Here is a 24,299-nt window from a genome sequence, read left to right as displayed (position 1 = left end):
TTCTTTCCCTTTTTGGCCCGCGTAGGCTATCGGGGCAGGTAGCGCGTGAGATGGGCTTCCAGGAGCCGCACCAGTGTGATCAGCACCAGGTTGATCACCAGGTAGAGCATGCCGGCGATGGCGAAGATTTCGAGGATGGCGTAGGTCTGGCTCATCAGGCGCTTGGCGTGGCCGGTGATTTCCAGGACGGTAATCGTTGAGGCGAGGCTGGTGCCTTTCACCACGAGCACGAGTTCATTGCCATAGGCCGGCAAAGCCTGACGGATGGCGAGGGGAAAGGTGATCCTGCGAAAGCACAGGAGCCGCGACATGCCGCAGGCTTGGGCGGCTTCGACGAGGCCTCCGGGAATGGACATGAGCCCGCCACGCAGGATTTCCGACGTATAGGCGGCGGTGTTGAGCGCCAGCGCCATGACGGCGCAATGGGCGCCGTCGCCGACGATCCACCAGAGCACGGGATTGTCGCGCACGAAGGAAAGTTGCCCGAGGCCGTAATAAAACAGGAAGAGCTGGACGAGCAGCGGCGTGCCGCGAAACACCGTGCTGTAGCCCTTGGCGAAACCGCTCAGCGCCCTGTTCTTCGACAGGCGCATTACTGCGACCGCTAGCCCAAGATTGAAGCCGATGGCGACGGAGGCGACGGTCAGCAGAGCGGCGAGCCACAACCCCTTGGCAAGCGTCGGCACGGCGAGGCGGACGAGTTCAAAATCCATGGCCTATTTCCCCGAACGAAGCCGCAGCAGGCGCTCGACCCGGTCGAAACCTCCCTGGCTGACAAGCGTGATCGCGAGATAAACGACCGCGGCGATGAAGTAGAAGATGAACGGGTGCCGGGTCGAGCCTGCCCCCACGAAGGCGGCACGCATCAGCTCCTGCAGGCCGACCACGGAGACGAGCGCTGTGTCCTTGATCGTGGTCTGCCAGACATTGTTCATGCCGGGCACGGCAATCCGCAGCATCTGCGGCGCGATGATGCGGCGGAAGATGCGCGTGCCCGGAATGCCGAGCGCCCGCGCCGCCTCGATATGGCCGGCGGGAATGGCCGCTAGCGCACCACGCACCACTTCGGTGGAATAGGCTCCCGAAATTGCCGCGATGGCGACAACAGCGATCACGAAAGCATAGCCGTTGCCGGCCAGCCCCTCATAACCGAAGGCGGCCGCGACGCGGGCCGCGAATTCCACGGAGGAGAAGAACAGCAGATAAATGATGAGCAACTCCGGCACGCCGCGCACGATGGACGTGTAGAAATCGACAACCAACGTCAGCGGGGAAATCCGCGCCCATTTGATCAGTCCGCAGGCGACGCCGATGATGATGCCAAAGGCCATACTCGCTATGCCGAGGGCGACCGTGACTCCCGCCCCGCGAAGGATGGCGGTGATCCAGCCGCCTTCCCATACCTGCCAAAAACCAAGATCCATGAACCAGTCCTGTCGTTTGCCAGTCTTTTGTTTTGTCGGACGCGGCGCCCCGGTGGGACGGACCCACCGGGATCGCCTAGGGTCTTATTGGCAAGGCCGGGAGATGTCGGACTTGAACCAGGTCTGGCTCGCCTTGCCGATCGCGCCGTCGGCGACCAGTTCGCAGAGCGCCTTGTCGATGCGGGCCTTGAGCTCGGTATTCTCCTTAGCGATGCCGACGCCGATGCCTTCGCCGAGCGACGGATCGAAGGTGCTTTGCACCTTGACGTCGATGAACTGGAAGTCCTTCCCGTCAGGGCGGGCAAGGAAGTCCTGAAGGGCGGAGGCGTCGGCGAAGGCGGCCTCGACGCGGCCGCTCGCCAGGTCGATCTGCATCTGATCGAGGGTGTCATAGGTCTTCAGGATGGCTGAGGAGGCGCGCTTTTCCATGAAGTGGGCGTGGGTCGTGCCGGCCTGGACGCCGACGGTGCGGCCGTCGAGCGATTTCAGTAGCGTGTCGATATCCTTGATGCCGGAGAGATCGGAATCCTTCTTGACCACGAACATATTGGCCAGCTCGGCATATCCGACCGAGAAGTTGATCTGCTTCTTGCGCTCGGCGGTGATCGACATGCCGGAGACGATGACGTCGAAGCGATTGGCTTTCAGCGCCGGGATCAGCCCGTCGAAGGCTTGCACGACGAAATGGCACTTCATTTCCAGCTTGGCACAGAGCAGGTTTCCGACATCGGCGTCGAAACCGGTGACGTTGCCGGCCGAGTCAGCCATGCTCCACGGCGGATACTCGCCCTCCGTGCCAATCGACAGTTCGCCCTCGGCCGCATGCGCCGCGGTGAGGCCGGCGGCAAAGTACGTGGCGAGCAGTAGTGTTTTCAGCTTCATGTTTTGGTTCCCCTTGCTGAGCGTTCTTGTTGGCTTTCGTCCGGAAGCCCGGACGGCTGATATACCGGCGAAGCGTCAGAGTGTACGGGCCAGGAACTGGCGCATGCGTTCGGATCGTGGGTTCGTAAAGACCTCCGCCGGCGCACCCTCTTCCTCAACCTTTCCTTGGTGGAGAAAGAGGATCTTGTGCGAGACCTCGCGCGCGAACTGCATTTCATGCGTCACGAGGATCATCGTATTTCCTTCTTCGGCCAGTTGCCGGATCACGCGCAGGACCTCACCGACGAGCTCGGGATCGAGCGCGGAGGTCGGCTCGTCCAGGAGGATGAGCTTCGGGCGCATCGCAAGCGTGCGGGCAATGGCTGCGCGCTGCTGCTGGCCGCCCGAGAGCTGGCCGGGGTATTGGGCGTGCTTGTCGGAGAGGCCGACCTTCTTCAGCAGCGCATGCGCGTGCTCGATGGCCTCCTGCTTCCCCTCGTTCAGCACATGCAGCGGCGCCTCGACGATGTTTTCGAGCACCGTCATGTGCGGCCAGAGGTTGAAGTTCTGGAACACCATGCCGACGCGCGAACGGATGCGCTCGACCTGGCGCATGTCAGCCGGGGCGGCGCTGCCGTCCGCCGCCTTCTTCATGCGGATTTCCTCGCCGTCGATGACGATGCGGCCGTCGTTCGGCTGCTCCAGCAGGTTAAGGCAGCGCAGGAAGGTGCTCTTGCCTGAGCCGGAGGAGCCGATCATCGACACGACCTCGCCGGGCTGGGCCGTCAGGCTGACGCCGTTGAGTACGGAGAGCGGGCCGAAACGCTTGTGGATGTTCTGCACCTCCAGCGCCGGCTGCTCGTCGGCGCGCGGGCCGGTCGCCTCCGGATGCGGCATGATCGCGATGGCGGCCGCGGCGGGCAGGGGCTTTTCCTCGCCTGCGCCGCCGACCGCCTTCAGGTCGGCAAAGGCGCGGTCGAAATGGCGCAGCGCCGTCGAGAGGCAGGTGCCCTGCCATTCGGGGTCCTCGGGAATGAAGGCTGCAGCCAAGGATCGCTTGATTTTCGCGCCGATCGGCGAATCGATTTTGCCGAATAGATGCAGCCAGTTGTCGGCCTGCACCGCATCGGAAACCGTGGCGCCGTCCAGCGTGCCGCATTCGATGACCAGCGGCAGGACGCGGGCCTGCGGCAGGGCATGGCGAACGGCGGCAGAGACATAGCCGGTTGCCGTCGCGGCGATGCGGGTGCCGGTCGTGGCGTTCGCGCCGGTTATGACGACGGACAGTGCCGGGCCGAAAATCTGCCGTCCCCATTCGAGTCCGGCATGCTCGCCTTCGGCCACCGAGAGTAGCGCCGGATAGCCATAAGGGCCGGCGCCCGTGTGCAGGTCGAAGACGACGACCTGTTCGGCCTGCTGCGCGAGGGTCGACAGGATCTCGACCAGCGTCCGATTGGACCAGACAGGGCCGTCGCCGCCATAGAAGAGGCCGTCTGGGAAATCGTATTGGCCGGCTTCGATGATCGGGGCGAGGCCGGAATAGCCGCCATGCTGCCGCTTGGCGGCCTCAAAGGCCTCCTGCGCCCGGTCCCACTCCGGGCCTTCCCATTCGCGGCAGACCAGCGCGTCGTGAAGGACGGCGTAGCGCTCATTTCTCGGCGTGCCCCTCTGCCAATCGATGAAATTGCGGTTGAGGTCGACATTGTCCTCGTTCACCCGGCGTTGCCAGGCCGTGCCCCACGGATTGATGAGATGGATCGCCAGGACGGCGGTGTCGTCGGGAAGCTGCCAAGGCGAATTCCGCGATAGCCAGGCGGTCTGGCAGGCCGATCCGAACGGGCCTTCGACCCCATGCGTCCCCGAGATCAACACTAGCAGCTTTTTCGCGTCGCTCCGCCCAAGAAAGGCGACATCGGTCGCAAGGCGCTCACCGCCCGGTCCGTGCAGTGGATGGAGATATTCGACGAGATCAGCGCCTGCCTGTCGCGCCGCGGCCAGAAAGCGGGCCCTCAGGGCGGAAAAGTCACCGGCGAACAGGCTGGATGGCGTCGAAAGGGACATGCGACAGTGCTCCCGGCTCGTCGTATGGAGAATTGCGTTTCCGTTCATTGCTCGTTCCCGTAGGGCCGTGGTTCGGTTCCTGCTCTGTTTGATCGGAAGGACGGTGGCTCGGCGTCACTCCATGGCGAGAGCGCCAAGCGCGTCGAGAAAACGGTCGTTGTCGGATGGCGTGCCGATGGTCACGCGGATGAAGCTCTCAAAGCCCTCCTCTTTCCACGGCTTGACGATAATGCCCTTCGACAGGAAGTGATCCATCGCTGCCTGGCTGTCCCGGCGGACATCGATGAACAGGAAATTCGTCTGCGAGCGGGCAGCGGGCAGGCCCATCGCCGCAATGGCGGCGGCGACGCGCGCCCGCTCGGCTTTCAGTGCGGAGATCGATGCGCGCATCCATGCTTCGTCCTGCAGCGCGGCCGCGGCCGCGATCTGTGCCGCGGCATTGACGTTGAACGGCGTCTTGGCGGCGGTCATGGCGCGCGCCAACCGCGCATCCGAAGTTACAACATAGCCGACCCGCAGGCCGGCAAGTCCGTAGGCCTTGGAGAAGGTGCGCAGCACCACGAAGGACAGCCGCGAGGCGGAGAGCACGGCAAGGCCGTCCGGCAGGTCGTCGGCGGTGAATTCGAAATAGGCCTCGTCCAATACCAGCAGCGTTTCCGGTCGGACCGCTGCGACGACGCGGTCGAGGCTGTCGCGGTCGAGGGCCGGGCCGACCGGATTGGAGGGCGAGGACAGGAAGAAGATCGCAGGCGCTTTTTCGAGCGTAGCGAGGATCGCCGCGATGTCGAACTCCAGATCCGCCCGCATCGCGACCTTAGCGACGACGGCGCCATTGGCGAGCGCCTCGATCTCATGCAGGCCGAAGCCGGGGCAGACGGTGGCGACGGTCGCCCCGGGCCGCAGGACCGCCCGGCAGACCGCCGCGATCAATTCCTCAGAGCCGTTGCCGACGACGATGCGGTCAGTGGCAACGCCCAGCTTTTCGCCGAGCGCGGCCCGCAGCGCCGTGCAGGCGGGATCGGAATAACGCGCCGGGTTGAGGCCGGCGAGTGCCGCCGCGACCTTCGGGGAGCAGCCGTCCGGGTTCTCGTTGCTGGCGAGCGCCGCGATATCCTCCCGGCCGCTATGCAGTCTTGCTGCGGCGATGTTCATCCCGGCATTGTAGGGCGGCAGGCCTGCTACATGCGGATTGAGTGGGAGCTCGGTATGAAGCGGTTTCGACACGGATCCTCCTTCGGGATTGGACGCCCTGGGCTGCAGTCTCTTTGTTCCGATCGGTCAGAGATCGAGCACGATTGAGGATTTCGGCCTGGTGCAGCACAACAGCACCCGGCCGTCAGGCATCTCCTCGAGAGGTTCCTCGAAATAGTCGACCTCGCCTGAGACGAGCCCCTGTTCGCAGGTCCCGCAAACTCCAGCCCTGCAGGAAAATTCCGGTTCGATGCCCTGTGCCTCCAGGAAGGCAAGGATGGATCCGCTCGTTCCGTCCCAGGCCAGGATGCGCCCCGACTTCTGAAGGACGAGGTGCACGCCATCATCCCCAGTGGTTGGTTCGGCTGTGCGCGTCAGGGCAGGTCGCGCAGTTGCTGGCGCCGTCTCCGAGAGGAGGCTCGCCGGTCCGAAGAACTCATAGGCGATGCGTTCCTTCCGTACTCCAAGGTCGGTCAGAATGCGGTAAAGGGCCTGCATAAACGGCGGTGGGCCGCACATGTAGATGTCGTAGTCGTCGAGCGGGAGAAGGCTCTGAAGCGTGGCGCGCGTCAGGAAGCCCGACGACTGGCATAGGGCAGCCTCGAGGTCACTGCTTTCGGCGAAGCGGTAGCAGAAGTGCAGAGTGATGCCGGGCCGAAGGGCGGCGAGATTCTCGACCTCCGCCCGCAGTGCATGGACCGCCGCGCTGTCGCAGGCATGAATGAACCAGACAGGACGGTCGCTTTCCCGTGCCAGCACATCAAGCATCGAGACCGTCGGCGTCAACCCGACGCCGCCAGAAAGAAGCACGACGGGGCGGGAACTCGTACTGTCGAGCTTGAATGCGCCGCGTGGCGGGTCGATCTCGACGACGGCGCCGGGCTCGATCTCGTCGTGGAGCCAGCAGGAGCTCAATCCCTCGGGCACATCTTGCGTGGGTGCCGTCTCCCGTTTCACGGTGATCCGATACGTTCCCTCTTCGCGCGGGGAGGAGGAGACCGTGTAGTTGCGCAGGACATGTCCGCCGTTGCGGTCGGGAACACGGATCGTCAGGAACTGTCCCGGCTCGAACGACAGCCAATGCTGACGTTCGAGTGGGGCGAGACGGAACGACGTGATGGTGGTGCTTTCGCGCACCTTCGAGACAACTTCGAAAGGGCGGAAGCGTGAAGCCGTGGCATCGAGCATTCGGATTGAACCTCACTCGGCCGCTGCACTGGCCGTATCGGCTCTCGTCTCTGCGGCGATCAGTTGAGCCAACTTGCGCCGGAAACGCATCGGGCCAACGTCGATCTTTAGGTCGAGGTTCGGCGTCTGCATGTTGGCCATTCCGTGATGGACCGCCTCCAGGACAACGCGGTCTTCCTCGAAGGCGCCGCGCACGGATTTGGCAAAGCTCGCCGATACATTTTCGTCATTCGGCGCGAAGTTGCGCATCTGGAACCAGTAGTATTTCGTCCGGTTTTCATCGACCGGGGTCATGAAGTTGTAGCTGTCCATGAGGAAGGTGTTTTCCGGCAGCTCGCGGCCTTCGCCGCCGGTATGGGCGGGCGCGAAGATCGCCTTGATGATCGCGTTGCTCGGATAGCGCACCTCGTAGTGCTGCTTGCGATCGGTGTTGCCCTCGAATTGCAGGAAGGGCGCGTAGAACGGGGCCGGCTCCGAGTCGATCATCCAGCGCCAGACGGTAACGCCGTCGTCCTTCACGGTCGTCTCAAGCGGCGTTTCCTCGCAGGCCGAGCTCGCGAAGGACGACGGATGGACCTAGGCGACATGGGACGGGTCGAGCAGGTTGTCCGTCATGTAGAGGTAGTTGCAGTTAAGCGTCATGGACTCGCCGCGATTGATGCCCCATGCGGGGTCGCCGAAATGCTTGACTTCGAAGATTTCTTGCGGATCCGCCTTGTCGGCATCGCCCATCCAGATCCACAGCAGTCCGTAGCGCTCATGGACCGGGTAGGAACGCACCTTGGCAACGTGCGGAATGCGCTCGGCGCCAGGCACCCGCGTACAGGTACCCGAACAGTCGAAGGTGAGGCCGTGATAGCCGCATTCTACGTCGTCACCCTTGATGCGCCCCATGGAGAGAGGCAATTTCCGATGGGGACAGGCATCCTCAAGGGCGGCTGCCTGGCCGTCTTGCTTGCGGTAAAGGACGATGTTTTCGCCGAGGATCGTGAGGGGCTTAAGCTCGCGGGCAACCTCGTGATCCCAGGCTGCAACGTACCAGGCATTCTTGAGAAACATTTCGCCTCCTTGCTTTTTGTTAAGTGAATGTTCGACGTTTTTCTTGCGCCAACAAGTTGCCAACGCCTGCGTTCTTTTTTAGAAATTCTAAATTGAAGTGGGCGGCCGAAGGAGCGTTTCACGATGCCAAAGCCATCCTTGCGCGGCTTGCAAGCCTTTGAGGCGATCGGACGATGTGGCTCGGTCAGCGCTGCTGCGGAGGATCTCGGCGTATCGCCCGGCGCCGTGAGTCAACTCGTCCGAAACCTGGAGCAATATCTTGGTCTGACTTTGCTGGAGCGGCGTGGGCGACGGGTCGAACTGTCCTCATGGGGACGGCTGTACTATCAGGAAGTCGCGAAAGGCTTTCAGCAGCTTTCCTACGCTGCGAACGTTCTGGCCCGTGCCCGGAACGAGACCGGGATCGTTCTAAGCGCCCTGACGTCGGTCGCAAACAAGTGGGTCAATCGCAAGATTTTCGACTGGCAATCTCTCTGTCCGGAATCGAGTGTGCGAATTCTCGGTCAAGAGCAGGAGCCCCGCATCGGTATCGAGCAGGTGGATTTCCGTATCACCTACGGTCGCCGTTCCTACGTGCATGAACACGTCGCGAATCTTTTCACCGATTGGGTCGCGCCGGCCTGCTCACCTGCACTCATTACCGGGCAGGTTCTCAGCTCTCCGCAGGATATTCTCAAATTTCCACTGCTCAACGTGGAGTGGGAGGCGGACTACAAGGCTTCGCCGCAATGGAAGGACTGGGCCACCTTGGTCCACGCCGACGGTCGCCAGACGTTCTCTGGCCTTTCCTTCGCCTTGTCTAGCAGCGCCATCGATGCGGCCGTCAACGGAAGGGGTTTCGTCCTCGCACAGGTTTCGATGATCCAGGATGAGATTGCTTCCGGAACGCTTGTGGTTCCTTTCGACATCCGCATGGAACTGCCTGAAAGCTATTATTTGGCCTGGGATAGAGCGGCTCTCGATAAGCCGTTCGGGCAGAAATTTCACAAATGGCTACTCGGTGTAGCGAGGCAACAGAACATAATGTCCGCGCCCCGCGCCAGTTCAAGAGGCTAAGCTGGACGATTGTGGAGGGTTCTGTCTGCCGGCTGTTTGGCTCGTGCCGGACTTTTTCTAGCCGTTGGACCAAGTCTGAGATCGCACAATATCAGCAGGAACACTCGGTCGAAACAAAGAGCCCGAACGTCTGCTATCCGCGCTCAAACGAGCCATTCGGTGCGCCGGACACCAACGACAACAATGGGTCGACAGCGGAAACTGGCCGTTTCTGAGATAAGGGCGTAGCGCAACTTTCCCATTAAACAACGCCAGAACGGCGAACACTGTCACGCAACACGCGTTTTCGCCATCAGAGCAATGGCGATTGCGCATGGCGTGTCAGGGACCGGAATGTGTCCCTGTCGACCGGACAATGCATAATCCGATGTGGCTCATCGAGCTTTCGACCGGCTGGGCGTGGCGAGCCGCAGGCCGGTAGCGCCGGCAGTAGTTGGGGGCACATAGGTGCGAGCCGCCCTTGACGACCCGGCGTGGGATGCGGATCTGTGGTTGCGCCGGATCGGAACGGTTTTCCTCGTCGACGACGACGAACAGGTCTTGCGCGCCTTGAGGAGATTGCTGTCGGCCTTCGGTTATCGGGTGGAATGTTTTCGAAACGCCGAGGCGCTGTTCAGCGGTGCCGATCTCCGCGGCTCGGGATGCATCGTCCTCCAATCGCACAGGACGCATCAGTGATGAGAGCTTTGGGGCGCGGTCGCGACATGACGGTTGTTCTTTCGCGATCGGTCTAACGGTTTCCTCGCCATTGAGAACTTGCCGGATTCAAGAGGGTGCCTCTCAGGTTCCCCCGCTACCGCCGGTGCCAACGTTGCGCGATCTTCGAAGCCATAATCCGGGATCGTAACCGCTGAGGCGATCCCCATTTCACCTCGAACCGGGAGGCCGACATGGACACGCATTTCAAACGCAAGATCGCCTTCGCCTTGTCGATGGGTATCGTAACGACAGGGTTGATCTCTTTCACATTGCTCGCGCTCAATCTGGGCTTCTCGAGGGGGTTCGTCCTGACATGGCTCCGCTCGTGGAGCATCGCCTATCTCATCGTCATCCCCGCCATCCTGCTGGTCGGCCCGCGCCTTCAGGCGCAGGTCGACCGCGTTATCCGTTGACGCGACGAAGCTGGAGCTACTGACATGACAATGGCGACCCTTCGACCGCTGTTTGCCGCCGCAGCGATGTTTTCCTCTATCGCGACCGTGACACATGCCGAGGGCCGCTCGCATCAACCGAGGGCGAATATCAGCTTCATTCAGATCGACAACGACATCATACTGAGAAGGTCGGTCGTGCACAGTCTCGACCCGAAGGGGACCGTCCTCTTCCTGCATGGCTTCCCGGAAACGATGTATGCCTGGAAGGAAGTATCCCTGGCTCTCGCCGACGATTACGAGGTCCACGCTTTCGATTGGCCCGGTTTCGGGTTCTCGTCGCGGCCGACGACGGACCGCTTTTCTTATGCGCCGATGGATTATGCACGTGTCCTTGACGGCTACATCGAGAAGGCTCACATCGATCGGTCCAAGCTTACGATCTATGCCACGGACATCGGAGCCCTGCCGGCGCTGCTGCTGGGCTTGGAGAAGCCCGACATTGCACGAACCATTATCGTCGGCGACTTCGCGCCCTTCGATCGGCCGCGTTACATGTATGAGAGCCTGCAGAAGCTGAAGGATAGGCGGTCAGCGGCTCAGGCACGGGAACAGCTCAACAAGAATCGCGCGGACATTCTCGAGAACGCCTTCAGGAGAGGGCTGGCAAAGGAGGTGCAGTTCGAGCTCTCCGCCCAGTTCAGGAGCGACATGGCGCGTGGCTGGTCCTATGGCGCGCTGACGACAGCTGACGCCTTTGCGAGCTATTACACGCATTTCACCAGGGACCAGCAGTATTTCGAAGCCAATCTGGACAAGCTAAGGACTCCTGTAAAGGTGGTATGGGGCGAGAAGGATCTCTACATCAATAAGGAAATGGGGGTAGAACTCGCCGAACGGCTGGGGGCCGAGCTTTCAATTCTTCCTGACACTGGCCATTACCCGCATCTCCAGAAGCTGGAGAGGACGGTCGAGGAAGTGCGCGCTTCATTCCGGTGACGGTGCATCGCAATAATTGCTGCAAGCCGCGCGAAGGCGGGGGAGCATCCAATCGATGAAGGCACGCACTTTGCGAGCGAGTAGCCCCTGACGCGAATAGACGATGTGGATCGGCTTGGGCCCACCATCGTAGTCTTTCAAGATCTGCACGAGCGCGCCCGAGGACACTTCCTCCGGAACCTGGTAGTCGAAGAGGCGGGCGATCCCGGCTCCATTTCGCGCGGCTGCGACGCAATTGGCCGCCGTGTTGACCTCGATCCGACTGCGTGGCATCGCCTCGACAGACTTCCCGTCGATCTCGAAACTCCAGAAGAACGACCGGTTATGGAACATGATTCCGTCGTGATTGGTGAGTTCGGTGGGATGTTGGGGAACGCCATGCCGTTCCAGATAGGCCGGGCTTGCGCAGGTCAACAGGCGGAACTCGCCGGCCTTGACCGCGTAGAGCGAACTGTCGACCAACTCACCAAGTCGGATGGCGACGTCGACCTGCTCGTTGGCGAGATGAACAGAACGGTCGAGGGACAGGAGGTTCAAAGTCACCTCCGGATGCTTGTTCATGAAGTCGAGTGCGATCGGCAGAACGTACCGGTGGCCAAACTCGATCGGCATGGTGATGGTGAGCAGTCCCCGCGGCGTCTGATATTCGCCTGAGGCCCTGCGTTCGACCTCCTCCAGATCGGCGATGATCTTGCGCGCCGCATCGACATAGTCGCGACCGGCGTCGGTAAGCTGCAAGTTGCGGCTTGTTCGGATGATGAGGTTTGCGCCGAGATATCGCTCCAGATCGGCGACCTTGCGGCTGACGCTCGGCAGAGGCGCATTCAGCTTCCGGCTGCCCGCCGACAAGCTCCCGGCGTCAACCACCGCAAGCAGAACCCGCATTGCATCAAGCCGATCCATAACGTCCCGACGATTAGAAGCCTCGATGTCGATGATAGGAGAAATCGGTTCTGCTGAATAGGCCGCCCAGCCGTCTGCGTGAACCGTATATGATGGTTCGATGGGTGCGTATCGAGAGGGTGGTTCTCATTTTCGCTGGGTACCGGCCAAGGCTCGCGGCCGGTAAATTTTCCTCATTCGATCAAGGGTCTCGCTTGATTGCCAACCAAAGCTGTCAGCATCACCGCAATCAAATTTCCAGTGACGCAACCTCAAAGGGATGACCACTATGAACAGGGTCTTTTATGTTGGCGTGTCAGCGGCTCTCTTTGCGGCCTTTGCCTTTTCGCTCAACTTCGTTGTGCCCTTCATCATCGGTGACTATTCCACCTTTGATTTTGCCCTAATCCGTCACGTTGTTTCAGCGCTCGTTGGGCTTTACATCCTGTTTTCCGAGAAGGGCGTCATGCGCCACCTCACGTTTCGAAACTGTCTGCAAGCCATCTGGCTCGCCTTCGTCGGATATGTCGGCTACTTCCTGACGGTGACGGGAGCGGCCATCTTTGCCGGCCCAGTCATCGCTCCCGCCTTTCTGGGTCTGGTCCCGATCGTATTGATGGTCATCGGTAATCAGTATCAGGGATCAATGCCATGGCGATTCCTTATGATGCCTTTGGCGCTGGTGCTGGTCGGCCTCGTTCTCGTCAATGGCACGGCATTCACGGCCGAAGGATTGAACTCTGTCCAATCGTTGTGGATTGGCGTACCGCTATCGCTCGCTGCCGTGGGACTTTGGGTCTGGTTCGCCCTTGCCAATCAGGCTGCACTCGCAGCCCGACCAGAAATGCCCTCCGGTGTGTGGTCAGCGCTGATACTGGTCGGAGGCGGCGTCTTGATGCTGGCATTTTATCCTGTCGGTGCCGCGATGGACCTCTTCCAGCTTCCAACATTGGGATTCGACTGGAGTGCCGCCGGCAGCCTATATGTTTGGGGTGTGTCCCTCGCGCTGCTGGCAACAGTAGGCGGCGTCTGGGCCTGGAACATTGCATCACGGAGCCTGCCGGTTGCCTTGGCCGCGCAATTGATCGTCTCGGAAACAGCCTTCGGTGTTATCGGAGGACTTGTCGTACATGCCCGCTGGCCAACCCCGATCGAAGTGGCTGGGGTGGTTGTCCTGATCGCCGGAGTTGTTCTGTCAGTACGGATTTTCTACGATCGCCAATTCGCATCGGGAAAGACATTGCTTGCGCACGAGTGATCTGCTGCGCGCAGGATCAATGACAGGCACTGGCATCGGAGATGAAATCACATCCATTGCAGCGTCCGCAGTTGCCGCGAAGCTGCCGCCAGGAGCGACAAACGCAGGGTCGACAGTTCGAACCACCCATTCAAGGCGACGGATGCACAGTCGGCTTCCGAGGGCGGAGGTTGCACCGGCGGCCATCCATCGATCGCCTCAGGTGGGTGTTGCGGTCATCCGCCATGGCTGGGACGAACGGCCAACATGCAGGGGAAAGCCGCCCTTAAGTCGCCGAGGCGAGTGGAGCGACCTAGATTGGGAGGCTGTCAGGCCACCTCAAGCTGAGAGTCTTTCGCCGCTTGCGCGATTAACGGCGCGGGAGACTTCCTTTGCTGGTGGGAAGCGTTAAGTCGGCGCGCCACGATATCGTGGTTGAGCCACTGGACGGGGCCGGAGGGATCTGAGGACTCGCCAAAAATTAGCTGCCCGGTCGCCTCCACTACGAGAGCACTGAGAAGGTCGCTGATCATCGCCTTGCTGTCCCGATGCATCTGCGTGATCTCGTTGGACGTGCCGATGGTCAGATCGGCCTGTGCTTGGCTGTTTGCCATGGGCCACGCCGAGAAGTCGTAAAACGGACGCATGACCTCGTTGGCCTGCATATCGGTAATTTTTTGGAACACATCCTTCATCGTGAAGCCGTCTGTCAGAAGCTCTTGGCATGCCTGCCATTGGTCCTCTGCCCATTGGCCACCGTTCTCTTTCTTCAAAGCGAGTAGCAGCGGTATGAGGGGAAGTTCGATACCCGTAAATACGTCGGACGAATTGGTTCGGATTTCGGGACAGTTATAGACGGTTGCCTTGACACCCGCTGCCCAGGCTTCTTGCGCGATGCATTCGAGCCGCATCTTGGCGTAACCTTGGGTGTAGTTGGTGTAGGTCTGCCAACGATAGTTCCCGTCAATCAGGACTGCCGTTCCATGGTAACCGTAGGCCGTGTACCGGACCTGAGCACCCGAAGCCTCTACGCGCTCACGGATCGCCGCGCTGAAGTCGATAAGATGTCGAAAGGTGATTGCGGAGACTTCGTCGAAATTCTGCAGGATGAGCTTGCCCATATCGCTGTCGAGCAGCGCTTGCGAAGACATGTGGCGGGGACCACGTCCCTTGTAGATTCGATTGGCAACGACCAGGAATACCTTCGCTTTCGGGATGCCTCCGGCCATTGTATGGGCGAAGAAGACATTGCGGCCGTCGGCAATCATTCCGTCGAGAACGGCCATGACTTGTGAAAGCGAATTCGTGAATCGTGAGGTGGCGATGTCCCGGCACTGCTCAATGTAGTCCCAGTCGAGCCTGTCATGTTCCCAGCTCTCCAGCGTCATTGTTGCGAGGAGATCCGTCGGAGTGGGGCCTCCTGTCGGAGCGTCGAGATCGAAGCCAGCCATAAGAGGTATGTTGATAATCCTGCCGCCCAGGCGGTCCTCTGCGGCAGAGAGTTCCTCGGCATCCAGAGGCCGCAGTGCGTTGTTCTCGTCGCGCCGCCCGACCGTGATGCCCACGATCTCCATTCCAGCCCGCCGGGCTTCGTCGAGCAAGCCAGTCGCATATCCGCGGCCGAATAGTTCGCCGAAGAGGACGAAAACATCACCTTTACGAAAGACGCTGTTTTCGGCGATGCGATTCAATGCGACCGGGTTTTCCATGCAGTCAGCTCTTTGGTCCGTTTGTCGTCGAGAGGTGGCTCAGACGAGCTTCTATAATCACATGACCGTACTGACCCGTAATGGGAAGTAATTTTAAGTGACCGTTCATTTCAAAGCGTGAAGTCCCCATAATATCTGAACCGGATAAAGCAGACCTGCGACGATACCTTCCCGCGGGAGTCGCTGGTTTCCACCGGTCTTGGCATTGAGCTTAGCGCCGGAATGGACGTTCAATCTGCCCAACCGCAGATTCGAGCGGAGGAAGGTGGGGGTGTCGACTTCCGGATCGGGCTTGGTGTCGCCTGGAGCAAGGACGACCCGACAGCCGGACGACATCATCAATATTGCAAGGTCGTTGGTCAGGGCCGGCAGGTGAGGGGGCGAGGCGCCCAGAGGGACCTGGTGCGACCCCTCGATCAAACGGAATGTCTTGCCGGGCTTCGATCCCGGCTCCCCGCCGATCGCGGGCGCTTTGCTGAGCCTCCTGCGGCGAGTCGTTTTACGGTCAAGCCGCGCACGCACGGGTTCGGGCAGCGTTGCTGCCGGCCTCGTGCGCTCATTAGAAAGTGATCAGCTAGGGAGTTCACCCGCCTCAAGAACCGGCTGCGATTCTATTCCGCTCAAGGCGACCTTTCCATCGGATTGAGATTAGCCGCTCCACAGGCAGCAAGCACACGTCTCACAAGTTCTTTTGACCCCATTGTGCCAAACGCGAACTGCGAGAGGTACACCGAAATACCGAGCTCTCGCATGCACTTCAGAAGGTAAAGACGCTGATCGATTTTGTTGGACGATCCGTGAGTCCCAGGGGGTTGCCGGGGTGCACTGACGTCGTGTTGCCACTCGCTGTGTACCATTTTCGCCACATGGCGGCGCGAGTTCTTAAATCCCTGACCCGCCGAGCTCTTGGTCGTCGCCCTCCCAGGGCGAGGGCATAGAGGTGCGATTGAGATTGGCAGTGGGCATCGGCATCCAGCACTTCAATTCTGGCTCGGCGTACTCGATGATGCGCCCGGGCGAGGAATCAGCGGCGCGCCAGCCTTCCGCGCCGAACTGATCGCCATTCGACCAATAGGCGAGGTCAACTTCTGCGGCCCCCTGTTCGGACGGGCGGATTGTGACGAGGATCCGACTGCCGTTTTTCGGGGCGCTTGCCATGTGGCGCCAGTGGTCTGGCTCGGCCATCATTTTTTCTCCTGCCTTGCTGAAGGTTGCAAGTGTCGCCTTGCCATCGAAAACGGTCAACTCAAACCTTGCACGAACCCATCGTCTATCGCTTGACTGGCTCGCGTCCTTACAGGTGGTGAATTGGGTGGTAGCGAAGCCGTTCGAGTGCGCACTCGACAGTGCAGTAGCGAGCGGCGGTGCAAAGGATGGGTATCTTTTTTCACAGGTTTTCGCGCATTCTGGCTTGTGTGCCCTGTTCTGCCGACCTCATGCGCATTGCCAGGTTCTCACTCGGTTTCTATCCTGAGGCATGATCCGCACCGCACTGGTGCGCCGAAGTCCGAGGACACTAAGGGCCGATGGCATGTCAGCTGGAAATGTTTGCCTCGCCGCCTGAGCCAGGCGATGACGTCGTTGTGAAGCTGCGAGCACCCTTGAAACTGCGGCGGCAAAAGGCACTCGATGACGAGAGCATGGCCCGTCTTTTGGAGGAGAGCGGCAGCTATCGCGTGCTGCGCAAGCTTGTCGGCCGCCAGATCGTCGATATACCGCGGCCCGGATTTCCTCGCATCGGAGTGATCGTCGACACCGAGACGACGGGCCTCGACCGCACGAAGGACGAGATTGTCGAAATCGGCGCAGTTGCGTTTACCTTTGACGACGAAGGCAATATCGGCGACGTCACGGGCGTTTACGGCGGCCTGCAGCAGCCAACCGTCCCAATCCCTCCTGAAATCACCCGCCTCACAGGAATCACCGACGAGATGGTTGCCGGGGAGATGATCGATGTGGGGTCGCTTCGAGCGTTGCTCGAGCCGTCCGACCTGGTGATCGCCCACAATGCCGGCTTCGATCGGCCGTTCTGCGAGGCGTTCTCAAGCATGTTTTCCGGCAAGGCATGGGCCTGTTCCGTCAAGGAAGTCGATTGGGCGACGCGCGGTTACGAGGGCACGAAGCTCGGCTATCTGATTGGTCAAAGTGGCTATTTCCACGATGGCCATCGCGCCGTCGACGACTGCTTTGCTCTGCTCGAGGTGCTCGCCGGCGCCGACGGGGTGACGGAGCCAAGCGCTTTTGCGGAACTTCTCAAGACAAGTCAGCGCTCGCGCGTGCGCATCTTCGCCGAGCACAGCCCCTTCGACATGAAAGATCATCTGAAGGCTCGGGGATACCGCTGGTCGGATGGCAGCGACGGCCGTCCGAAATCCTGGTGGATCGAAATCGACGAGGAGGGGCTCGCAGCGGAGCTGGCTTTTCTGAGGTCGGAGATCTACCGGTGGGAAGAGGCCGACCCACCGGTCAAAAGGCTGACGGCGTTTGATCGGTACAAGGCTTGATGGGGATGGTCTTGCGGCGGGCCGTGGCGCAGGTTGCGCAGGCTCGTTACCGCGATGGTTTTGCGGTTTCGAAAGTTGTGAGGAAGCAACAGCTGCAGCAGATCGCAGTCCGGCTTGCTCAAGGTGGGAACACTATGAAATCACCGTGGAAATTTCTTGCCCAATTTACGTCGCGTCGACCATCGGCGAAAGCGCAAGAGAGTTCGATCGGGAATGACACCGATACCAAGGCGCTCGAGAGCCAAGTGGAGCATCCGTCCGCACTTCCGCCCAGTTCGACTGTTGCTGCCGGCCCGCCTGCTCACGATGAGGACGTCTCGGTTGATCAAGCGTCGGTCGCATCCGATAAGGCGAAGGGCAATGACGATGTCGCACAGACGTTAAAACCGCCGATCGATGCTGAAGAGGCTCAAACAACTGCGCGTCATGAGGCCGACCATTCGGAGGCCGAAGCGAATTCGTTGGTTCCGAAAAACGCCGCAAGCACAGAGTCGCGGAGCAAGCCGCGGATCAAGCGTCGAGAAAGTGGGAAGAGAGCCAACGCCCACGTGGCTGCGCAGGCCGCTGTCGCCGCAAAGCATCATCAAAACGTGCAACCCGCGTCTTCACGTGACGTGTTTTTCCATGAAGTGGCAACACTCGACGAAGAAATCAAAATGCTGAAGACCCAACTCGCTCAAAAGCTTCATCTGCAGAACGTTCAGCTTAAAAAGATGCTTGAACGATTCGACGTTTCGTGAGCTTGGCGGCGCTCCCGACAAGCGCGGCCTTGCGTTATTTTTTGTTTCGCGGCGAAACCCTCGCAGCCACTCAATTGCATGAGTGCGAGAGCCTGCTGAGCAGGCAGCCATCAATCGGCTCATTGTGCATTCGACGATGCGTGCTGCGCCTCAGGACAGCCCAGCGACAATGCTCAAGCCCAGGTCGTCGCGAATCCCTGTTTGATAAGCGTTGATCAGCTTGGCGGCGAGCGCTTCGGCTTCTTCAGACTTGCGTGATAAAGCTCGCCTTTGCAGCTCGGCTTGGAAGGCCTTTCCGATCATCTCCAACTCGTCGGGCCCAATTGGATCGAAACTCACGGTCTGAGCTGAATTCATCATACCCCCTCCCTCCGCCACCCGATGCGACGGAAGACCTTTGTGCCCCTGCGTTTCAGTCTGTTGTAAGTGCAGCTTGCCGGAGATTTATCGAAGTTGTGCCGCCCTTAAGGCAGGACCATCCGTGTCGGTCCACTCCAGTGCCGCCATGGCGGACCCGAATAGAAGAGCAGGTATAGCCAGAGCCCCCATGAACCTGAGCATTTGCAGCCGACGTGTGCGCTTTCCATCCCAATCGTAAGCCATTTGCCACGCCCTTAAAAGCAATTCGGAAACAGTACGTCAGGATAGAACCAGAGAACGACTTTCCGGTCGAGTCTATTTTCAAGTATTACTTTTAAACGAACTTCGTCATTGGGATCTGTATTGCGTATCCAATGGCGACGATAGGAAACTAGAAGAAGATGCCGAGCAAAACGAAGAACGACCGTCCTGGCCGTGACGGGCGGCGTGATCTCTAGAAGGGTTCCCTGCGGCATCATACTGCGATACCGTTCGAGCTCGCGCCGAACCTGCGCCAAACCTGTACCGGTCGCCACGACCGGCAAATTGGGGGGGCAGTGGTAAGCAGGGCGCCGTTTTATTTCAGGTGATAGCCGGGAGCCTTTCACCGTCAATCGTCAAGCTTCAGGCACAAGCCAACATCAACGATCCGTAAAGGAGGACTATGATGGTTGTGTTGACTCTGTGGAGCACTCAGCCGAAAACAGGCATGACTAAAGGAGGGAATTGCTGATGGCTGACGAGAGTAATGCGGGACCAGTTGCTGCGGCTGTAGCGACGGACGCAGAAGTGAAAGCACCAACGGCTAAGAAGCGGAGGTCTCCACGGCCTCAGAAGGCGGCTTCCGAGCCAGCTCAATCAAAGACGCCCGCCGCTAAACGCAGGGGGTACACCGAGCAAGAGAAGAGCGAGAAACTCAAGCTGATCGAGACGCAAGTCAGCGGAGGCAGCACCCTCAAGGACGCTATCAAGAGCGCCGGCATATCGGAGCAAACCTACTATCACTGGAAAGGTGCTGCGAAGCCTGTCGAGCAAAAGGACTTTAAGAGCACCAAGCCCCTGCCGGCCAGCGATGAGTTGGCAGATCTTGTCCAGCTGGAAGAGGAAAACCAGAGGCTCCGCAAACTACTGGCGGAGAAGCTGCGAGCTGAAAATGCCGAACTGCGCAAGAGGCTCGGTCTGGACTAACCAGGACCGGGAATGCGCGGGCGACAGTTTCTTCGGCGTCCTCCGTGTTACGCCAGAAGCTATATTTGCTCCCTATGTGGCATTTGCGCGGAAAACGAAGCGCTGCTGTTCCCCCGCTCTTGCCGGGTGAAAGGCGCGCCAGCTGCGATTGTTGGCGAGCAGTTGAAGCGCGCGAGGAGGGGCTGTATTGCTGCGCCGGCAGGAATGCAGCGGCGCCAATTGGCGTTGCATTTTTCAGGGGTTGCTTGGGATCGAAAGTAGATGAAGACGCCACATCGGAGATTCGTTGTTGAATTCAAGTCGGGGCGACGACAGCCAAAAGCCCAGACGAACTCAATCTGGGGAGACACAGATCTCAAGGCCTTGGCCCGCGAAGTGGAAGGTACGGCGCCGCATCTGTTCAATTCAGATGAACCACCTGGAACGCCTGACTCGGGTGAAACTGGGCCGGCTGATCCGATCAAGGCAGAGTCTGTCAACGAGCGCGCCGACGATATCGACGTTACACCAGCAACAATACCCTTTGCCAACGGCGTAGAGGCCGAAATCTCGAAGCACCATGAGGCAGATCATCCGGCCGAAACGGTTGAGCACGTACAGGAGAGCCGACTGGCATCACAGGCTCGAACGACATCAACCGGCACTCCTCGAAAGCGCGCCAAGCGCGCCGCCGCCCAGACGATCACGGTCAACTCGAAGCTTGGGCACGAGGATCGAAAGCCGCAGACCGGGCCTGTCGACAATCCGATCTCACTCGACGAGCTCGCCGCCCTGGACACAGCCAACAAGCGCCTCAAGAGGTTACTGGCCGACCAGCTTCGTGCACAGAACCTTTGGCTCAAGCAGATGCTTGAACGATTTGATGTCGAATAGCGAAGTCGCACCACTGGCGTCAGGGCAAAGAAAACCGCTGAGCCGCGGGTTCCGCGGATAGCCGCGCGCGGGCTGCACCACTCAATGTCATCTGCCGGGTTTATGCGCTTTGCACGCTTTGCACGCTTTGCACTACTGAAGGGGGCGGGTCTGAGAACCCGATATTGCTAAGCCGACGGAACGTGGAGGTTGGCGCTTGGAGTGCAGCGGTGATGCGCCTGAGCTTGGCGGAGTCGACATCGGCACCCAATTTTGGGCGCCAGTGAGACCGCAGGTCAAGGAGAGGTCCTCGATGCTATATCCCATTGCCTCGCGAGATTGCTTGACCGCGAAACCTATATCGACGCGGCCTCGACAGTTGGCAACGTCTGTATGCGCTCGATCGTGTAGACGATGTCATCCGCAGTGAACTCCGAACCGTCATGAAAGCGGACGTTGTCGCGGAGCTTGAACTCCCACTGCTGTCGGACAATGGCCGCCAGGAGGTGGCAAGGCCAGGCCTTAATTCGAGATTCTCGTCCTGATAACGAGGCGCTCATCGATGTGGGAGAGCAACGAAGTGTTCTCATTGAGGTTGGCGTATTGCGGATCGAGCGTCATCAGCTTGTAGGACGTGGCGATCCGAAGTTCTTCTCGTTCCTGCGCCCGCGCCGGTGCTGTTGGGGTTTCCGCAGGGAGATCGAGATGAGAAATGCGGAAATGAGGCGTTCGCGAAATGGATTTCCCAGTTTCATTTGAAGTTCCTTATTTTAGTTGTTGTTAGAGTCGTGACGCCGAGCTGGTCTCCAACGCGTGGTTCATGAAATCGATTCGTCGAAAGCCCGGCCTGCTCTGCAGAGATGCCGGGGAAATGCGCGGTCATTGAGCGGAAGGTCTGTTCAGCCGTCTTGCAACGCTGGTCGGGTTTTGGGCGTCTTTTGCCGATCGGTCGCACCAAGAACTAGGTCGATTTTCAGGAGGTCGGCGATGACGCCGCGGATTTGCGGCCACGGTTCCTCGGGGCTGTTGGGGGAGGGCTGCCATTTGGTGATGGCAGCGTGGAGCTTGGCGGCAGCGCCGGCGATCGATACCGCCGGTGTCTCCCACAAGCTTTCCGCGGCCTGTTCCTCCGCGATGGATGCACGATCTTCAGCTTCGAGTGCCTCGCTGTAGGTTCGTGAACCTGCGGCTTGCTCAAGCGGTGGTGGCAAAACAACCGGAAAGAGCGATCTTTCGAGCCGCTGCTGGCGCAAACTCAATTCGCCTAAACGTTGCCAAGCGCCGCACCACTGATGCCAGAGCGCGAGCGCCGGATCGTCATCGCACCCATCCCAGGACAGCTGCTTCGTCCGAGTAAGCTCTTGATATGTGGGTAAAGACGCCGCCACGAAGGAATGAAAATCTCCCCGGGTGACCGTAGACAAAGTTCTGCTATTGTCGGAATCAGCCATGATCCGAGCTCCTGACAGCTTGGTTGTGGTCAGGCTGTGCCGGGTGCTCGCAACACCAGGTACAGCCGCTAACGTGTAATCATATATAGGGTAACCTTAACATGCGCAACCAAAATCACCATGGCATGGTGATATGAACGGAATTCAGTGTAAGTTAGCTCGCGTTGCGCTTGGTTGGGGAGTCCTTGAACTTGCAAAAGCAGCCAACGTCTCAACGCAGACGATCACCCGACTTGAGCGTGGCGATCAGCTCCGGTCGTCCACCTTGGAACGCGTCCAGCGCGTGCTGGAAGATGCCGGGATAGAGTTCATCCCTGAGAATGGCGGCGGCGTGGGTGTTCGTTTCAAGAAGTAGTAGTTGGCTGGGCCGTCTATGGCCCGAACGGGTCACCGCTCTTCGCAGGCCGAGCACTTCGGCGGCAACCTAATCAGCAAATTACCCACGTGGCCGGTTTTCCTGATCGGTCGCCGGGCATATATTTTGCCGTGCAAAATTCTCACCAAGCGCAGCAAGCACACGCCGCAAAGGCTTCTCGTTGACAAAGGCTCAACCCGAACGCGAACGCCATTGGTAAGATAGAGTTCGAAGACGCCGGGGCGCTCGTCCAATGTCGGCCCTATGGCCAGCAACACCGATTTTGGCCGCACTGCACACTCTTGGGCGACAAGCATTAATGCTTCAGCCTCGAGCCATTGCAGGCGTGCTCGCATGATCGGGCGTGCAGGTGCACCCAGGCGCCGCTGGGAAGAGAAGGCTCGAGCAACCACGGCGCAAATGTCAGGAAGCGCGCCGAACGCACGGAGACCGGATCTGCGTGGCGGAACAGCGGACCGGTAGGCTCGAAGGAAATCGACTGCTGTTGCACCTCCGGTTGCTTCTCCATGCCGCAGACGGGTTCCAGGCGGCGCAGGACCTCGCGTGCCTTCAGCTTGCAGCGAACGTGGTCCGAGTCGTCGGACACGACCCTGTCGAAACTGAGAAATGCTGCGATGGCGGCATCCCTGCGGCCGGCGGCCAGAAGCGTGACTGCGAGCTTGTAGCGCGGGATGCCCCGATGGGGATGCCGCCCAACGAGCTTCTCGAAGGTTTTGCTTGCCTCGCGATAGAAGCCCTGCTCCATCTGCGTGTCGCCAAGCCGATGAAGGATTTCGTCGGCGTCGGGAAGCGCCGATAACAGCCCGCGATAGAGATATTCCGCCTCGGCGTGGTCGCCCCTATCGCTGCAGAGCTGCGCAAGTGCGTAGCGGGCTTGCACATGGCCAGGGATGGTGCGGATCACTTGACGATACCCCGCTTCCGCCGCGTCGAGCGCGCCTTCGACATGCAGCGCCATCGCCCGCTCGAACACGTAGCCGACACTGCGGCGGTTCAGCCTGTCATGCAGGTTTCGGCCCGTCCGCGTTCTGATAAGCACGCAGTGAACCGGGTCCTTGTCCATCTCGCCTGTCGCTCGATCCTCGCAGCTTCGGGCAAGCGGCCCGTCGGGAAACGCCTGCAGCAAGTGTTCGAGCCTGGCGGACGAGGGCTCACAAAGCTCGATCCGCATGCTCGTCCAACTTTCGCTCATGAGGAAGCCGGCGAAGGCGTCTGCCGCCTCGGCTTCCAGGCCGGGCATGCAGAGAAAGCCACTCTCGCCGCTGTCGCGATTGCCGATCATCAGAAGCTGGTCCGAGAAAAGCCCCGTGTCGTCATTCTGGAGAGTCGTGACCTCCAGCGGCAGAAAAGCGTCGTAGCGATGGTCAGTCTGCTCCTGCCGGAAGGCCAGAATGAACCATCGTTCCCGACAGGACAAGTATTCTTTCAGACAAGTCCAGGAGAGTAAGGGATGAGATTCTGGATCCGAACGATATACTCTGTCCCAATTTTTCCGAATGCTCTCAAACTCTTTAGCATAGCCAATAACATTTATTATCATCTTCGCCTCTCTGAGGCGGTATTTGCAATACCGACCAATAAAAAGTTGATCCAATATGATAAAACTAAAATAAAAATCTCAGGCCCAACGGCCATCAATGTGTCTATGCAGTATGGAGCGAAGCGTCCGGTACCGGTGCGCCTCGTGATTGATTTTATCAGGCTGGAGCCCGTGATGCGAGCGGAAAACAACGTGCGGTTTTCTCGTCTTCCCAAACGACGCAGGCGATACGGGAAATCTTGCGGCCAACCGCTCCTTGAATTCGACATCGAATGCTGCTGCGAAGCGTTCCTTTCATTCCGCGGTGATCTTGCCGCTTGAGGGGCACATCGCGAAGCACCGACGTGCAATTCGGCAGCGGACATTGGCACGACCGGCTCTGTTACCGTTCCCGTTCCTTGCTTTATTCGAGGTCGCATAATGTATCGACAGGAACGGGAATCTGCGCACTGCCATGCCGCGGATTTGGTATCGCGACGGCGGACTCGCGGTTGAAGGGCGGCGGCCGGTCTTGCCAATTTTTGCCAACG

The 24,299-nt window shown here is 59.8% G+C and carries 24 protein-coding genes and 6 pseudogenes; 12 read left to right on the top strand and 18 right to left on the bottom strand.

What is annotated here, in order from left to right:
* Window positions 1-26: 26 nt before the first annotated feature.
* From QN224_RS21635 to QN224_RS21595, 9 genes and pseudogenes are all read right to left on the bottom strand, one after another.
* Window positions 27-713 (bottom strand): ABC transporter permease, encoded by a 687-nt coding sequence (locus tag QN224_RS21635; protein ID WP_283978298.1) that lies wholly within the window; start codon window positions 711-713, stop codon window positions 27-29.
* Between the two features lie 3 nt (window positions 714-716).
* Complete coding sequence (locus QN224_RS21630; protein WP_283978297.1) at window positions 717-1,424, bottom strand: ABC transporter permease subunit; 708 nt, start codon at window positions 1,422-1,424, stop codon at window positions 717-719.
* An 84-nt stretch (window positions 1,425-1,508) separates the two neighbouring features.
* On the bottom strand, window positions 1,509-2,306 hold the full coding sequence (locus QN224_RS21625) for a transporter substrate-binding domain-containing protein (protein ID WP_283978296.1): 798 nt from the start codon (window positions 2,304-2,306) through the stop codon (window positions 1,509-1,511).
* 75 nt (window positions 2,307-2,381) lie between these two features.
* On the bottom strand, window positions 2,382-3,182 hold the full coding sequence (locus QN224_RS34050) for an ABC transporter ATP-binding protein (protein ID WP_283978322.1): 801 nt from the start codon (window positions 3,180-3,182) through the stop codon (window positions 2,382-2,384).
* Window positions 3,183-3,296: 114 nt separating this feature from the next.
* A pseudogene (locus QN224_RS34045) lies at window positions 3,297-4,346 on the bottom strand (DUF2817 domain-containing protein); the annotation flags it as partial.
* Between the two features lie 114 nt (window positions 4,347-4,460).
* Window positions 4,461-5,570 (bottom strand): histidinol-phosphate transaminase, encoded by a 1,110-nt coding sequence (hisC, locus tag QN224_RS21610; protein WP_283978295.1) that lies wholly within the window; start codon window positions 5,568-5,570, stop codon window positions 4,461-4,463.
* Window positions 5,571-5,624: 54 nt separating this feature from the next.
* A complete protein-coding gene (locus tag QN224_RS21605) occupies window positions 5,625-6,725 on the bottom strand; it encodes an FAD-binding oxidoreductase (protein ID WP_283978294.1) in 1,101 nt (366 codons plus the stop codon).
* 12 nt (window positions 6,726-6,737) lie between these two features.
* Window positions 6,738-7,289 (bottom strand): annotated as a pseudogene (locus tag QN224_RS21600) (RHO alpha subunit C-terminal catalytic domain-containing protein); the annotation flags it as partial.
* A 12-nt stretch (window positions 7,290-7,301) separates the two neighbouring features.
* Window positions 7,302-7,784 carry a Rieske 2Fe-2S domain-containing protein gene (locus QN224_RS21595; RefSeq protein ID WP_283978293.1) on the bottom strand — a complete coding sequence of 161 codons (483 nt, stop codon included), beginning with the start codon at window positions 7,782-7,784 and terminating at the stop codon, window positions 7,302-7,304.
* 123 nt (window positions 7,785-7,907) lie between these two features.
* On the opposite strand from QN224_RS21595, the gene QN224_RS21590 reads away from it, so the two are divergent.
* Window positions 7,908-8,840, top strand: a complete 933-nt coding sequence (locus tag QN224_RS21590; protein ID WP_283978292.1) for a LysR family transcriptional regulator — start codon at window positions 7,908-7,910, stop codon at window positions 8,838-8,840.
* Between the two features lie 321 nt (window positions 8,841-9,161).
* Here QN224_RS21590 and QN224_RS21585 read toward each other — a convergent pair.
* Window positions 9,162-9,344, bottom strand: a pseudogene (locus tag QN224_RS21585) (SUMF1/EgtB/PvdO family nonheme iron enzyme); the annotation flags it as partial.
* Between QN224_RS21585 and QN224_RS21580 the strand changes: the two are divergent.
* The 3 genes from QN224_RS21580 to QN224_RS21570 all read left to right on the top strand — a co-directional run bounded on the left by QN224_RS21580 (window position 9,288) and on the right by QN224_RS21570 (window position 10,930).
* Window positions 9,288-9,518 (top strand): hypothetical protein, encoded by a 231-nt coding sequence (locus tag QN224_RS21580; RefSeq protein ID WP_283978324.1) that lies wholly within the window; start codon window positions 9,288-9,290, stop codon window positions 9,516-9,518. The pseudogene QN224_RS21585 and the gene QN224_RS21580 sit on opposite strands and share 57 nt — an antisense overlap.
* Window positions 9,519-9,730: 212 nt before the next feature.
* On the top strand, window positions 9,731-9,952 hold the full coding sequence (locus QN224_RS21575; protein ID WP_173514216.1) for a DUF2798 domain-containing protein: 222 nt from the start codon (window positions 9,731-9,733) through the stop codon (window positions 9,950-9,952).
* A gap of 66 nt (window positions 9,953-10,018) precedes the next feature.
* Entirely contained in the window at window positions 10,019-10,930 is a 912-nt protein-coding gene (locus QN224_RS21570) for an alpha/beta hydrolase (RefSeq protein ID WP_283978321.1), read from the top strand.
* Here the strand turns inward: QN224_RS21570 and QN224_RS21565 are convergent.
* The gene (locus QN224_RS21565; protein ID WP_283978291.1) at window positions 10,919-11,833 is read right to left on the bottom strand and encodes a LysR family transcriptional regulator; all 915 of its coding nucleotides are present in this window, start codon (window positions 11,831-11,833) and stop codon (window positions 10,919-10,921) included. The genes QN224_RS21570 and QN224_RS21565 overlap by 12 nt on opposite strands.
* Before the next feature lie 268 nt (window positions 11,834-12,101).
* Here QN224_RS21565 and QN224_RS21560 point away from each other — a divergent pair, with 268 nt between their 5' ends.
* Window positions 12,102-13,070, top strand: a complete 969-nt coding sequence (locus QN224_RS21560; protein ID WP_283978290.1) for a DMT family transporter — start codon at window positions 12,102-12,104, stop codon at window positions 13,068-13,070.
* Between the two features lie 308 nt (window positions 13,071-13,378).
* On the opposite strand, the gene QN224_RS21555 is transcribed toward QN224_RS21560, so the two are convergent.
* Window positions 13,379-14,758: a hypothetical protein gene (locus QN224_RS21555; RefSeq protein WP_173514220.1), complete on the bottom strand. Its 1,380-nt coding sequence runs from the start codon at window positions 14,756-14,758 to the stop codon at window positions 13,379-13,381.
* A gap of 153 nt (window positions 14,759-14,911) precedes the next feature.
* Between QN224_RS21555 and QN224_RS21550 the strand changes: the two are divergent.
* Window positions 14,912-15,134: pseudogene (locus QN224_RS21550) on the top strand (hypothetical protein); the annotation flags it as partial.
* A 506-nt stretch (window positions 15,135-15,640) separates the two neighbouring features.
* Here QN224_RS21550 and QN224_RS21545 read toward each other — a convergent pair.
* Window positions 15,641-15,943, bottom strand: coding sequence for a hypothetical protein (locus tag QN224_RS21545; RefSeq protein ID WP_283978289.1), 303 nt, complete (start codon window positions 15,941-15,943; stop codon window positions 15,641-15,643).
* Between the two features lie 341 nt (window positions 15,944-16,284).
* Between QN224_RS21545 and QN224_RS21540 the strand changes: the two genes are divergently transcribed.
* Complete coding sequence (locus QN224_RS21540) at window positions 16,285-17,262, top strand: 3'-5' exonuclease (protein WP_283978288.1); 978 nt, start codon at window positions 16,285-16,287, stop codon at window positions 17,260-17,262.
* A gap of 134 nt (window positions 17,263-17,396) precedes the next feature.
* Window positions 17,397-18,002 carry a hypothetical protein gene (locus tag QN224_RS21535; RefSeq protein ID WP_283978320.1) on the top strand — a complete coding sequence of 202 codons (606 nt, stop codon included), beginning with the start codon at window positions 17,397-17,399 and terminating at the stop codon, window positions 18,000-18,002.
* Between the two features lie 150 nt (window positions 18,003-18,152).
* Here QN224_RS21535 and QN224_RS21530 read toward each other — a convergent pair whose 3' ends face one another.
* Window positions 18,153-18,362 carry a hypothetical protein gene (locus tag QN224_RS21530; protein ID WP_283978287.1) on the bottom strand — a complete coding sequence of 70 codons (210 nt, stop codon included), beginning with the start codon at window positions 18,360-18,362 and terminating at the stop codon, window positions 18,153-18,155.
* Window positions 18,363-19,094: 732 nt separating this feature from the next.
* Here QN224_RS21530 and QN224_RS21525 point away from each other — a divergent pair.
* Entirely contained in the window at window positions 19,095-19,550 is a 456-nt protein-coding gene (locus tag QN224_RS21525; protein WP_283978286.1) for a transposase, read from the top strand.
* Between the two features lie 261 nt (window positions 19,551-19,811).
* Window positions 19,812-20,423 carry a hypothetical protein gene (locus QN224_RS21520; protein ID WP_283978285.1) on the top strand — a complete coding sequence of 204 codons (612 nt, stop codon included), beginning with the start codon at window positions 19,812-19,814 and terminating at the stop codon, window positions 20,421-20,423.
* A 178-nt stretch (window positions 20,424-20,601) separates the two neighbouring features.
* Here the strand turns inward: QN224_RS21520 and QN224_RS21515 are convergent.
* The 3 genes and pseudogenes from QN224_RS21515 to QN224_RS21505 form a co-directional block, all read right to left on the bottom strand.
* A pseudogene (locus tag QN224_RS21515) lies at window positions 20,602-20,762 on the bottom strand (XRE family transcriptional regulator); the annotation flags it as partial.
* 29 nt (window positions 20,763-20,791) lie between these two features.
* A pseudogene (locus QN224_RS21510) lies at window positions 20,792-21,157 on the bottom strand (ABC transporter substrate-binding protein); the annotation flags it as partial.
* Between the two features lie 144 nt (window positions 21,158-21,301).
* The gene (locus QN224_RS21505) at window positions 21,302-21,853 is read right to left on the bottom strand and encodes a hypothetical protein (RefSeq protein WP_283978284.1); all 552 of its coding nucleotides are present in this window, start codon (window positions 21,851-21,853) and stop codon (window positions 21,302-21,304) included.
* Between the two features lie 133 nt (window positions 21,854-21,986).
* Here QN224_RS21505 and QN224_RS21500 point away from each other — a divergent pair, with 133 nt between their 5' ends.
* Window positions 21,987-22,208, top strand: coding sequence for a helix-turn-helix transcriptional regulator (locus QN224_RS21500; protein WP_017263575.1), 222 nt, complete (start codon window positions 21,987-21,989; stop codon window positions 22,206-22,208).
* A gap of 316 nt (window positions 22,209-22,524) precedes the next feature.
* On the opposite strand, the gene QN224_RS21495 is transcribed toward QN224_RS21500, so the two are convergent.
* Window positions 22,525-23,769 (bottom strand): tetratricopeptide repeat protein, encoded by a 1,245-nt coding sequence (locus tag QN224_RS21495; protein WP_283978283.1) that lies wholly within the window; start codon window positions 23,767-23,769, stop codon window positions 22,525-22,527.
* Here QN224_RS21495 and QN224_RS21490 point away from each other — a divergent pair.
* The gene (locus tag QN224_RS21490; RefSeq protein ID WP_283978323.1) at window positions 23,680-24,090 is read left to right on the top strand and encodes a hypothetical protein; all 411 of its coding nucleotides are present in this window, start codon (window positions 23,680-23,682) and stop codon (window positions 24,088-24,090) included. The two genes, QN224_RS21495 and QN224_RS21490, sit on opposite strands and share 90 nt — an antisense overlap.
* The last annotated feature ends 209 nt before the right edge of the window (window positions 24,091-24,299 follow it).

This window comes from Sinorhizobium sp. 7-81, from assembly GCF_030124405.1.
Lineage (GTDB): Bacteria > Pseudomonadota > Alphaproteobacteria > Rhizobiales > Rhizobiaceae > Sinorhizobium > Sinorhizobium psoraleae.
The sequence above is the reverse complement of the archived record's forward strand: the minus strand, read 5'-3'. Positions and strand labels throughout refer to the sequence as shown.

Coding starts and splice junctions, on each gene's coding strand:
- QN224_RS21525 (WP_283978286.1), top strand. CDS start 19,095: ATGGCTGACGAGAGTAATGCGGGACCAGTTGCTGCGGCTGTAGCGACG.
- QN224_RS21570 (WP_283978321.1), top strand. CDS start 10,019: ATGTTTTCCTCTATCGCGACCGTGACACATGCCGAGGGCCGCTCGCAT.
- QN224_RS21490 (WP_283978323.1), top strand. CDS start 23,680: ATGAGATTCTGGATCCGAACGATATACTCTGTCCCAATTTTTCCGAAT.
- QN224_RS21635 (WP_283978298.1), bottom strand. CDS start 713: ATGGATTTTGAACTCGTCCGCCTCGCCGTGCCGACGCTTGCCAAGGGG.
- QN224_RS21555 (WP_173514220.1), bottom strand. CDS start 14,758: ATGGAAAACCCGGTCGCATTGAATCGCATCGCCGAAAACAGCGTCTTT.
- QN224_RS21535 (WP_283978320.1), top strand. CDS start 17,397: ATGAAATCACCGTGGAAATTTCTTGCCCAATTTACGTCGCGTCGACCA.
- QN224_RS21605 (WP_283978294.1), bottom strand. CDS start 6,725: ATGCTCGATGCCACGGCTTCACGCTTCCGCCCTTTCGAAGTTGTCTCG.
- QN224_RS21530 (WP_283978287.1), bottom strand. CDS start 18,362: ATGATGAATTCAGCTCAGACCGTGAGTTTCGATCCAATTGGGCCCGAC.
- QN224_RS21500 (WP_017263575.1), top strand. CDS start 21,987: ATGAACGGAATTCAGTGTAAGTTAGCTCGCGTTGCGCTTGGTTGGGGA.
- QN224_RS21495 (WP_283978283.1), bottom strand. CDS start 23,769: ATGATAATAAATGTTATTGGCTATGCTAAAGAGTTTGAGAGCATTCGG.
- QN224_RS21565 (WP_283978291.1), bottom strand. CDS start 11,833: ATGGATCGGCTTGATGCAATGCGGGTTCTGCTTGCGGTGGTTGACGCC.
- QN224_RS21575 (WP_173514216.1), top strand. CDS start 9,731: ATGGACACGCATTTCAAACGCAAGATCGCCTTCGCCTTGTCGATGGGT.
- QN224_RS21560 (WP_283978290.1), top strand. CDS start 12,102: ATGAACAGGGTCTTTTATGTTGGCGTGTCAGCGGCTCTCTTTGCGGCC.
- QN224_RS21520 (WP_283978285.1), top strand. CDS start 19,812: ATGAAGACGCCACATCGGAGATTCGTTGTTGAATTCAAGTCGGGGCGA.
- QN224_RS21590 (WP_283978292.1), top strand. CDS start 7,908: ATGCCAAAGCCATCCTTGCGCGGCTTGCAAGCCTTTGAGGCGATCGGA.
- QN224_RS21540 (WP_283978288.1), top strand. CDS start 16,285: ATGGCATGTCAGCTGGAAATGTTTGCCTCGCCGCCTGAGCCAGGCGAT.
- QN224_RS21545 (WP_283978289.1), bottom strand. CDS start 15,943: ATGGCCGAGCCAGACCACTGGCGCCACATGGCAAGCGCCCCGAAAAAC.
- QN224_RS21625 (WP_283978296.1), bottom strand. CDS start 2,306: ATGAAGCTGAAAACACTACTGCTCGCCACGTACTTTGCCGCCGGCCTC.
- QN224_RS34050 (WP_283978322.1), bottom strand. CDS start 3,182: ATGCCGCATCCGGAGGCGACCGGCCCGCGCGCCGACGAGCAGCCGGCG.
- QN224_RS21595 (WP_283978293.1), bottom strand. CDS start 7,784: ATGTTTCTCAAGAATGCCTGGTACGTTGCAGCCTGGGATCACGAGGTT.
- QN224_RS21505 (WP_283978284.1), bottom strand. CDS start 21,853: ATGGCTGATTCCGACAATAGCAGAACTTTGTCTACGGTCACCCGGGGA.
- QN224_RS21630 (WP_283978297.1), bottom strand. CDS start 1,424: ATGGATCTTGGTTTTTGGCAGGTATGGGAAGGCGGCTGGATCACCGCC.